This is a genomic window from Pseudopontixanthobacter vadosimaris, from assembly GCF_012979275.1.
Lineage (GTDB): Bacteria > Pseudomonadota > Alphaproteobacteria > Sphingomonadales > Sphingomonadaceae > Pseudopontixanthobacter > Pseudopontixanthobacter vadosimaris.
This window is the reverse complement of the sequence record NZ_JABASZ010000037.1, coordinates 196,877-206,953: the sequence shown is the minus strand read 5'-3', so window position 1 is coordinate 206,953 and position 10,077 is coordinate 196,877. Positions and strand designations below refer to the sequence as shown.

Sequence of the window (10,077 nt, the reverse complement as noted above, 5' to 3'; positions counted from 1 at the left end):
GGTAGCAGTGGGCCGATCAAAGCCCACTCGTCACCCGACACACCAACCCGCTCACCCAATGCTGCCTCCAAAAGGTAGCCTTGAATCAGCGGTCGAGTCTCAGGTCAAGCTTTGTCCACGAAGCCTAAAACCGGCAATTCAGCTAGCGACCCTATTCTGTTGGAGAAGTCGCTGCTGGCGCGGGTTGAAGACCGCTCCGCACTATGGCCGAGCGGCTTCACCGATCGGCTCAGGCGGGTGCAAGGCTCGGCATCGGCTGCATCTTCCAGTTTCCGAAGGTTCTGGGCTGCGGCGGCGAGGTGGAACTCATCTTTTGCTCCGGTCGAACCGCGCTGGCGCAAACGATCCAGCTTGAGGATGCATTTGAGGTGGGCGAACAGCATCTCGACCTTCTTGCGCGGGCGGCGCGAGACGAGATAGGCGTCACTGGTGGCGATATCGTAAGCCAGGTCGCGAGCGCCTTCGTGGACACACCGCATGATCTTGCGTGCCGCCAGCTTCGGCGTGCGACGTTCTTTCGATTTACAGGCACCACGGTCCTTCTCGCGGGCACGATAGCGGATGAAGCCGTCGGCATTGGCGAGCAGGCGCGGCGTGCTCCCTTGTGGAACAGCGGAGCGGCAAGCGCCTGCCCCTCCGCCGTCACATCCGGTCAGTCCTGTTTGACAGCGTCCCGCTGCCAAAAGCGAAGTTCGCCGCATTTGTCGATAAAGCTGCCCGTCATGTTCTTGCCGGTGAGTTCGACGAAGCCGTCATCCATGCGATCCGCCACACCTGCACCGCTCAGAAGTGGCCGTACGTCCGGTGCGTAGGCGATGAATTTGGCATGGGCGAAGGCATCGTTGACGAAGTCGATGCTCGGCTTGTCCTTGGCAAAATTTTCGGCGGCAGCCTTGCCCATCACCAAGGCAACAGCATCGTAAAGCACCGATGCACCGCCGTCAATTTTCTGATCGGCAGCGACCACTTGCCCATTCGACAATTTGGCGCCCGCGATATGCGGAGCTATGATCTCGACCATACCTCCGGCAGCCTTCGCCGCTTCCTTCAAGGCATCCACCATGTCCGCATCGCCACCCTCGGCGATGTAGATACCCAGCTTGCGACCCTTGAAGCTGCCGGGTCCGTTCTTGAGAATGGACAGGGCATCGGATGCCGGCAAATCGTTCAACGGCTCTCGTGCAGCTTCGATTCTGGGCGGCAATTCGGCCAGGCCGAGGCCGTCGGCGACCTCCTGTGCAAGGCCGTCATCGATGTTCAGCAGGTGGCCGACCATGCGTGTGCGAATGTCGGCCCGCTCCACCTTCGACAGTTCGAAGGTGAGCGCATTGGCCATATGGGTCTGCTCCACTGCGGTCTGCGAAATGTAAAACTGCCGCGCCTGACTGTAATGATCCGCAAACATTTCGCTCCGCACCCGCTGTTTCACGCCGTCAACCTTTTCGGCGAAACTGGTGAAGCCGGCCTGCGGATTTTCCCGCGGGCCTTCGCCGTGGTCCCAGCTGTTGGGTTCATAATTCACCCGCCCCTTGGGATTGGTCATCGCCATGTGACCATCCTGCTGGTAATGACGCACCGGACAACGCGGCGCGTTGATCGGGATATGGGTGAAGTTCGGTCCGCCAAGCCGTTTCAGCTGGGTATCCAGATAGGAGAAATTGCGCCCCTGCAGAAGCGGATCGTTTGTGAAGTCGATACCGGGCACGACATTCTGCGTGCAGAAGGCAACCTGTTCGGTCTCGGCAAAGAAATTGTCGACATTTGCATCCAGCGTCAGCGTGCCGATGATCCGCACCGGCACCTGTTCTTCCGGAATGATCTTGGTCGCATCCAGAATGTCGAATTCGAACTGGTCAGCGAAATTGTCGTCGAACACCTGTATGCCGAGATCCCACTTGGGGAAATCACCGGCATCGATAGCATCCCACATGTCGCGGCGATGGAAGTCGGGATCGGAGCCGTTGATCTTCAGCGCCTCGTTCCAGATGACCGACTGCAGACCCTGTTTCGGCTTCCAGTGGAACTTGACGTAATGGCTTTCGCCTTTGGCATTCAGCAGCCGGAAGGTGTGGACGCCGAAACCTTCCATGAAGCGGAAGCTGCGGGGGATCGCCCGGTCGGACATGATCCACATGACCATGTGCATCGCCTCAGGTGACAGCGAGATGAAATCCCAGAAATTGTCATGGGCCGTCTGGGCCTGCGGGAAGCCGCGATCGGGTGCAGGCTTTGCGGCATGGACCAGATCGGGAAACTTGATGGCGTCCTGGATGAAGAACACGGGAATGTTGTTGCCGACAAGATCCCAATTGCCTTCCTTGGTGTAGAACTTCGTGGCAAAACCGCGCACGTCCCGCGCCAGATCGGGAGAGCCCTTGTTCCCCGCGACGGTCGAGAAGCGGGTGAAGGTGGGCGTCTTCACGCCGGTTTCGTTGAAGATGGCGGCACGGCTCAGTTCAGGAATGGCTTCCTTCAGTTCGAAATGGCCATGTACGCCGTAGCCACGCGCGTGAACGACGCGTTCCGGAATCCGTTCGTGATCGAAATGAAAGATCTTTTCCCTGGCGATCTGGTCTTCGAGCAGGCCGGGACCACGCGCACCTGCCTTGAGCCAGTTCTGGTCATCGGCAACCGCAACCCCTTGCGCGGTGGTCATCGTGTCGTCCGTGCCCTTCGCCTTCTGGTGATTGGCACCGCCTTTGGACAGATCGATATCTTTCATGCGAGTTCTCCTGGGTATATTGCCAGTCAACGAGAACCCGCGCCATTGGTTGCATTTCTCTTTGGCCGAAAACACTGGCTCATGCCGATTTTGAGGCGCAGTTATCGTTTTTCGGAAGGCGCGGTCTTCTCAGCCTGCCTGCACTTCCATGAAGACGGACCGCAGGCCCGCGATCTCATAGGGTTTGGCGATATGGGCGATCCGCCCGTTCCGGGCCAGATCCTCGAAGGAACTCCGGGCATCGCGGCCTGAAGCGACGATCATGGCGACGCTCTCGTCCTGCTCCAGAGCCTCGCGCACCAGGTCCACGCCGGAACCGTCGGGCAACCCCAGATCTGCCACGATCACATCGAATGTCTGCTCTGAAAATATCCTTCTGGCGGCCGTGAATTGGGTGGGGGCGAGCCGGGCAGCGGCGCGGCGGGCCGCAGTGCCAGCACCGCGCCTATTTTCTGCGCCAGCCGCTCACGCGTGAACGGTTTTGCAATCAGTCGGACCCCCTCATCCAGCCGACCGGCATGAACGATGGCGTTTTGCGTGTAGCCCGATGTGAAGAGCACCTGCAGCATGGGCAGCTTCTGTTTCGCCCGGCGTGGGCCGTAACCTGAAATACGGCGCGCGCCATTCCGTTCGGGTGCAGCCCCACTGCCGCTTCAGCGCGGCGTTGCCGCGCCCGGGCCGCTCCGTCCGCCATCTGCCGAAGCGGGGCGGATTTCCATGCGCGTCAGCCGCCACAACTCGCCCCCGCTTTCGCTCTTGTTGGTCAGCAGATAGATCGCGCCGTCCGGCCCCTGTGCGACTTCGCGGATGCGCGTGTTGAAAGGGATGAACTCGGTTCCGACCACCCGGCCGTTTTCCATGTCCACCCGCTCCACCCCACCTGCGGACAGGGCGCCGAAAAAAATATCGCCCCGCCACTCGGGGAACATGTCGCCCGTATAGACGATCATGCCCGATGGCGATCTGACCGGGCTCCAGTGATGCACCGCATCTTCATATTGCGGGAATTCCGGCGGATTGGGTATGTCGACCCCGTTGTAATTGATGCCCCAGCTGACGACGGGCCAGCCGTAATTAACGCCGCGCCTGACCATGTTGAGTTCGTCCCCGCCAAGGGGTCCCATCTCGGCCACCCACAATTGCCCGGTATCGGGATCGATTGCCGCGGATTCGATGTTGCGATGCCCGTAGGACCAGATCGCGCCATCGGCCCCGGCCTGACCGGCGAAGGGATTGTCGGCAGGGATCGATCCGTCATCGTTCAGACGTATGATCGCGCCAAGGGTGTTCGACAGATCCTGCGCCGGCCCGAACTGGAACCGTTCTCCAAGGGTCAGAAAGATCTTGCCGTCTGGCGCGAAGACGATGCGATTGCCGAAATGGTTGGGCCCCACCAGCTTGTTCTGCCGCCAGATCACCTCGAAATTCTCGATCCGGTCGTTCACCAGCCTGCCGCGCCCCAGCGCGGTACCCGCCTGCCCGCCATCGCCGGGTTCGGCGAAGGAGAGATAGACCATGCTGTTTCGCGCGAAATCAGGGTGCAAGGCCACGTCCATCAACCCGCCCTGACCCTGGGCAAATACATTCGGTGTGCCCTGAACCGCGCGGGAAACCGTGCCATCCGGCGATACGATGACGAGATTGCCCGGAAGCTCCGTCACCAGCATGCGGCCATCGGGAAGAAAGTCCATGCCCCAGGGCGTGTCGAGTTCGTCGGCGACTTCCATTGCCGCCACCACTCCATCGCCCGTCGCGACGGACTCTACCTGGCTGCGCGGTTGAGCAGGCGCTGTGCCTGCCGCCATCAGCAGTGAAAGCCCGAGGCTCGCTTTGGCGGCGCCGGCAATCAGGGTGGCTCGGTTCTTCATGTGGTTCTCCTGAGTGTTCGCGAATAGAACCGGGGGCGTGATTTTCCGTTCCATCCGGCCTCTCGGCGCACCTGCCTGCACCGGTCGCTGAACGGCCTGAACCCGTCGCTGAGGGGTCTGACCCCGTCGCTGAACGGCCTGAATCGGTCGCTGAACGGAATGTCAGGAATATGAACCGTTCTGCCCCTCGTGCATTGGAGGGGTGCATCAAGGAGCATTCATGAAACTGGCAATCAACGGCACCACGCAGGGCTTCGAAGGGGACCCCCGCACATCTCTACTCGACTTCCTGCGTCGCGACTGCGGCCTGACGGGCACCAAGAAGGGGTGCGACCATGGGCAATGCGGCGCCTGCACCGTGCTGGTGAACGGGCAGCGCATCAACAGCTGCCTGACGCTGGCGGTGATGCACGAGGATGACGAGATCACGACGATCGAGGGGCTGGGCACGCCGCAGGACATGCATCCGTTGCAAGCCGCTTTTGTCGATCATGACGGCTATCAATGCGGTTACTGCACGCCGGGGCAGATCTGTTCGGCGAAGGCGATGCTGGACGAGGCGCAGGCCGGCTGGCCAAGTGCCGTCACCGGGGACCTGACCGCCGAAGCCGAACTGACTCCTGAGGAAATCCGCGAAAGGATGAGCGGCAATCTGTGCCGCTGCGGGGCCTATTCCAACATCGTGGACGCGATTACGCAGGTGAAGGAGGACGCACGATGAGGCCGTTTGATTATCAGCGGCCCGATGGCCTTGACCATGCGTCCCTGCTCGACCGCGACGGCGCTACGCTGATCGCCGGCGGCACCAATCTGCTCGACCTGATGAAACTGCAGGTTGAAACGCCCGAAACGCTCGTCGACATCAACCGGATCGGCCTCGACAAGATAGAACCGACCGGCGAGGGCGGCATCCGCATCGGTGCGCTGGTGTCGAACAGCACCTGCGCCGCCGACCCGCGGATCAGGGCGGACTGGCCGCTGCTGTCCCGCGCGATCCTTGCAGGGGCCAGCGGGCAGCTCCGCAATAAGGCGACCACGGGCGGCAATCTGTGCCAGCGCACCCGCTGCTATTATTTTATGAATATCGACATGCCTTGCAACAAGCGCGAGCCCGGCACCGGGTGCAGCGCGCTGAACGGCCGGAACCGCATCCATGCCGTGCTGGGAGCAAACGAGAACTGTATCGCCACCTATCCGGGCGACATGGCAGTGGCGATGTATGCGCTGGACGCTACCGTCGAGATTGCCGGGCCGGACAAGGCTTCGCGCAGCGTCAGGGTGCGCGATTTTCACCGGCTACCCGGCGAGAGGCCGGAATTGGACAATGTTCTGGAGGCGGGCGAAGTGATCACCGGCGTGACCCTGCCGGCGCCGGTCGGCGGCACGCAATTGTATCGCAAGGTGCGCGAACGTTCGTCCTATGCCTTTGCGCTGGTTTCCATCGCCGCGGCCCTCCGCATGGAAGAAGGCGCAATTTCCCGCGCCAGTCTCGCCTTCGGCAGCATGGCGCACAAGCCCTGGCACGATCTGCGTATCGATGCGGCATTGACCGGCGCGAAGCCGAGCGATGCATTGTTCGATCACGTCGCCGACCTGCTGCTGGAAGATGCGGAAGGCTACGGCGAGAACGATTTCAAGATTCCGCTGGCGCGGCGCACGGTGAAGGCCGTGCTGCGCGAAGCGACAGGAGCATCGACATGAGTAAGAGCATCACTCTCGACCAGCCGGACGAACGCAACCTCCTCGACCGCATGGCGCAGGGCACTATCGGCAAGCCGAGGAACCGGCTGGAAGGGCCGGACAAGGTCAGCGGCGTCGCCACCTATGCGGCGGAATTCCCGGCCTCGAATGCAGCGAACGGCGTTCTGGTCACGGCGACGATCAGCAAGGGCGAAGTGGTTTCCATCGACGAGGGATCGGTCATGGACATGCCCGGCGTGCTGGCGGTCATTTCCGATCAGCGCATGATCGCCCGTCCCGCGCAGGGCGGTGCCGGTGAAGCGCCCGTGCAGCAGGTGCGCCAGGTGGATTACTGGGGGCAGCCCGTCGCGGTCGTCGTGGCGGAAAGTTTCGAACAGGCGCGCGATGCGGCCAGGCGACTGAAGATCACCTATAATGCCGATGATGCTGGCGAACTTGTCCTGAACCCCGAAGATGCGAAAGTCTGGGAAGAAGCGCCCGACACCGAAACCGTGCAGCAGGGTGCCTTGCCGCAGGCGATGGCGGAAGCGGCCCATGCGATCGACGCGACCTACACGACCGAAGGCCACAACAGCGCGCCGATGGAACCCCACGCCGCACTGGCCGAATGGGACGGCACGAAGCTGACCGTGCATGCCAGCCTGCAGATGTTGAACTACAATATCGACGAGTTGGCCGATTCCCTGGGCCTGGATGCGGAAAACGTTCATCTGTTGTCACCCTATGTCGGCGGCGGTTTCGGATCGAAGCTGGGCATCAGCCCCGATGTCGCGGCGGCATCGGTCGCCGCGATGCAGCTGGGCCGCCCGGTACGGGTGGTGCTGTCGCGTCAGCAGGTCTTCCACAGCGTCATTCGCAGGACCGAAACCACGCAGCGCCTGCGCCTTGCGGCGGATTCGGACGGGCGCCTTCAGGGCTTCGGACACGAGGCGAAAGTCACGAACCTGCCGGAAGAGGAATTTGCCGAGCCGGTCACCCAGGCCAGCGCCTTCCTCTATCCGGGGCAGGACCGCGTGCTGAAGGTCGAAATGGCGCGCATTCATCGCATGACCGCCGGCTCCGTCCGCGCGCCGGGCGAAGCTGTCGGTATGCAGGCGCTGGAAGCGGCGATGGATGAGCTGGCCGAAAAGAGCGGCATCGGCCCCGTCGAACTGCGCCTCCGCAACATTCCCGAACGCCATCCCTCCGACGATATACCCTACAGCTCCCGGCGGCTGGCCGAGTGCCTGAAGGCCGGCGCGGAAGCGTTCGGCTGGGACGATGACGATCGCCGTCCGGCGCAGCGGCGCGAGGGGGAATGGTGGATCGGCACCGGCATGGCTACCGCCGCCCGCATCCACAATATTGCCAAGGCCGAGGCATCCGTCACGCTGATGGAGGACGGCACGGCCGTGGTCGCCACCGACATGACCGATATCGGCACCGGAACCTACACCGTCCTGGGCCAGATTGCGGGCGAAATGCTGGGGCTGGACCCCGCTGACGTTCTGGTCCGGCTGGGCGACAGCAATCTCGCCACGGGGCCGGGTTCCGGCGGCAGCTGGGGCGCGTCATCCAGCGGCTCGGCGGTGCAGATCGCCTGCGAGGCCATCCGCGAGGAATTATGCGACATGCTCGGGTGCAAGGACGAGGACCTGACGCTGAAGGACGGTTTCGCCATTCACAGCAACAGGCGGCAATCGCTGCCTGAACTGCTGAACGGCAGGAATATCGAAAAACTGGGGAAGCTTGAACCGGGTGATACGGAAGATGACTTCTCGCAAGCCTCCTATGGCGCCTTCTTCACCGAGGTCGCCGTGAATGCCCATACCGGCGAAACCCGCGTCCGGCGCATGAGCGGAGCTTTCGGCATCGGCAGGGTGCTGAATGAAAAGACCGCGAAATCCCAGTGCATGGGCGGCATGGTTTGGTGCATCGGCAGCGCGCTGACGGAAAGCATGATGTTCGACCGCCGCGACGGTCATCTCGTCAATCACGATCTGGCGGAATATCACGTGCCGGTGAACCGCGACGTGCCGCATCTGAATGTCATCATGGTCGAGGAACGCGACCCCGCCGCCAGCCCGCTCCAGGCAAAGGGCGTGGGCGAGCTCGGCATCTGCGGCGGTGCGGGCGCGATCTGCAACGCGATCTACAACGCGTGCGGCGTCCGGCTGCGCAGCTTTCCGATGACGCCGGACAAGCTTATCGCCGAGCTTCCCGACATCTGAGCAGGCGGGCCGCCCGGGCAAGATCGTCCGGGCGGTCCACGTCGGTCAGCATGTCGGGCGGCGGCTCGCACAGGGTCAGGTCGTTCCTGTCTGCCAGCAGCGATGTCGCCCCCTTGTCGCCGTCCAGTTGCATCAGACGCGGATAGAGCGAGGCTGGTAACACCGCCGGAACGCCGGGCGCGCCTGACGGGTAACGAGTAGCCGCAGGTGTCGGGCAGGCGGAGAGCGTGACCAGATAAGCGGGTGAAAGCAGCGGCATGTCCGCCAGCATGACCAGCATCGCCGGATTACCGTCTCGGGACGCGATCTGCGCGGCGAGCGCCAGCGAACTGCCGAGGCCGCATTCCGCTCGCTCGTTCACTGCTTTTCGCCAATGCGTCGCGGCTTTCGCAAACGCCGGCATATCCGGTGCAACCACGATCACGCCCGGCGCGATGCCGGCTTTTGCAATGGCGGCCAGCACATGCGAACCGACGCGCTGGCCCGCGCACACCGCATCCAGCTTGCCGCCGCCGAACCGCCTGCCGCGCCCTGCCGCCAGGACCACCGGCAGGATATCAGCCCGCATCGGCGGCCCGGTCGTGCAAGTTTTCATAGTGCGCGATGATATCCGCCAGCACGGACAGGCCCAGAACCTGCGGATCGCGGGCTTTCGGAATCAACCCGATGGGGCTGCGGATGCGCTCGATCTGCCTGGGAGGCAGTCCCGCCGCTTCCAGCCCCGCACGGCGTGCCTCGCGAGCATTCGCGCCGCCCTGTGCGCCGATATAAAAAGCGGATGTCGAGACTGCCCATTCCAGGATCGGCAGTTCCCATTCATGGTCGTGGAAAAGCAGGACAATGGCGGTCCAGGCATCTGCTTCCACATCTGCCGGCGGGCGGCCGAGGGACAGGCCGGAGGCGGGATCGTCCTTGCAGAAACTGCTGCACGCCACGCCCGCCGCGCCAGCGAGTCTGCCAAGCGCAACGACCTCCGGGCCGTGCCCGAAAACCAGCAGCCTCGGCGCCGGGATATAATGCCGGCGGTCCAGCAGGCCCGGTTGCTGCACCGGAAGGCGCAGCACCGCCGGTTGCCGTCCGTCCAGCAGGGCGACGGCTTCGCGAAGATCATCGCGCCGCGGGGCAGGGTCCAGCAGGATGTCGAGGCCGCTGCCGCAGGGCAGACGGAAATCGATGATGTCGGACCCGCTGCCATAGCGTTGCACCACCGGCCGGCCATCCAGACGCACCCGGTCCATGCAGGTGACGAGTTCCTGTTCGAGGCATCCGTCGGACAGGCTGCCGACGATCTCACCGCGCGCCGAAATCGCCAGTTGCGCGCCCAGCCGACGCGAAAAACTGCCGTCGATCCCGATTATGGTGCAAAGCCCCGCGCCATCGTCGCAGGCGGCGCGCAGGGCGGCGTGATCGTTCAACCCGCCGAATGGGCCGGGCGAACCCCCGCGCCCCGCCTGTGGCGCATCAGTCCGAAACCGGGCGGAAGGATGGATCGCGGATGCGGGCATGACGGGGCGTAACTTTCTGCAGGGCGGCAAGCAATTATGGGCCCCTCATATCGGCACGATTGTTCCTGTCG

The 10,077-nt window shown here is 63.2% G+C and carries 9 protein-coding genes and 1 pseudogene; 3 read left to right on the top strand and 7 right to left on the bottom strand.

Annotation, left to right across the window (positions count from 1 at the left end; all coding sequences use genetic code 11):
- Positions 1-229: 229 nt before the first annotated feature.
- The 5 genes and pseudogenes from HG250_RS10040 to HG250_RS10020 form a co-directional block, all read right to left on the bottom strand.
- Positions 230-488 (bottom strand): annotated as a pseudogene (locus HG250_RS10040) (transposase); the annotation flags it as partial.
- 164 nt (positions 489-652) lie between these two features.
- Positions 653-2,722 carry a catalase gene (locus HG250_RS10035; RefSeq protein WP_170005164.1) on the bottom strand — a complete coding sequence of 690 codons (2,070 nt, stop codon included), beginning with the start codon at positions 2,720-2,722 and terminating at the stop codon, positions 653-655.
- A 129-nt stretch (positions 2,723-2,851) separates the two neighbouring features.
- Complete coding sequence (locus tag HG250_RS10030; protein ID WP_338103902.1) at positions 2,852-3,070, bottom strand: response regulator transcription factor KdpE; 219 nt, start codon at positions 3,068-3,070, stop codon at positions 2,852-2,854.
- A complete protein-coding gene (locus tag HG250_RS10025) occupies positions 3,067-3,291 on the bottom strand; it encodes a response regulator (RefSeq protein WP_170005163.1) in 225 nt (74 codons plus the stop codon). The genes HG250_RS10030 and HG250_RS10025 overlap by 4 nt, the downstream gene beginning before the upstream one ends.
- Before the next feature lie 84 nt (positions 3,292-3,375).
- Complete coding sequence (locus HG250_RS10020; RefSeq protein WP_170005162.1) at positions 3,376-4,590, bottom strand: PQQ-dependent sugar dehydrogenase; 1,215 nt, start codon at positions 4,588-4,590, stop codon at positions 3,376-3,378.
- 220 nt (positions 4,591-4,810) lie between these two features.
- Here HG250_RS10020 and HG250_RS10015 point away from each other — a divergent pair, with 220 nt between their 5' ends.
- The 3 genes from HG250_RS10015 to HG250_RS10005 are packed head-to-tail and all read left to right on the top strand — an operon-like array spanning position 4,811 to position 8,501.
- Positions 4,811-5,311, top strand: a complete 501-nt coding sequence (locus HG250_RS10015; RefSeq protein ID WP_170005161.1) for a 2Fe-2S iron-sulfur cluster-binding protein — start codon at positions 4,811-4,813, stop codon at positions 5,309-5,311.
- Entirely contained in the window at positions 5,308-6,291 is a 984-nt protein-coding gene (locus HG250_RS10010) for an FAD binding domain-containing protein (protein WP_170005160.1), read from the top strand. The genes HG250_RS10015 and HG250_RS10010 overlap by 4 nt, the downstream gene beginning before the upstream one ends.
- Positions 6,288-8,501 (top strand): xanthine dehydrogenase family protein molybdopterin-binding subunit, encoded by a 2,214-nt coding sequence (locus HG250_RS10005; protein WP_170005159.1) that lies wholly within the window; start codon positions 6,288-6,290, stop codon positions 8,499-8,501. The genes HG250_RS10010 and HG250_RS10005 overlap by 4 nt, the downstream gene beginning before the upstream one ends.
- Here HG250_RS10005 and HG250_RS10000 read toward each other — a convergent pair.
- Positions 8,476-9,069 (bottom strand): nucleotidyltransferase family protein, encoded by a 594-nt coding sequence (locus tag HG250_RS10000; RefSeq protein ID WP_170005158.1) that lies wholly within the window; start codon positions 9,067-9,069, stop codon positions 8,476-8,478. The genes HG250_RS10005 and HG250_RS10000 overlap by 26 nt on opposite strands.
- Positions 9,059-10,006, bottom strand: coding sequence for an XdhC family protein (locus HG250_RS09995; protein ID WP_170005157.1), 948 nt, complete (start codon positions 10,004-10,006; stop codon positions 9,059-9,061). Before HG250_RS09995 ends, HG250_RS10000 begins: the two co-directional genes overlap by 11 nt.
- Between the last annotated feature and the right edge of the window lie 71 nt (positions 10,007-10,077).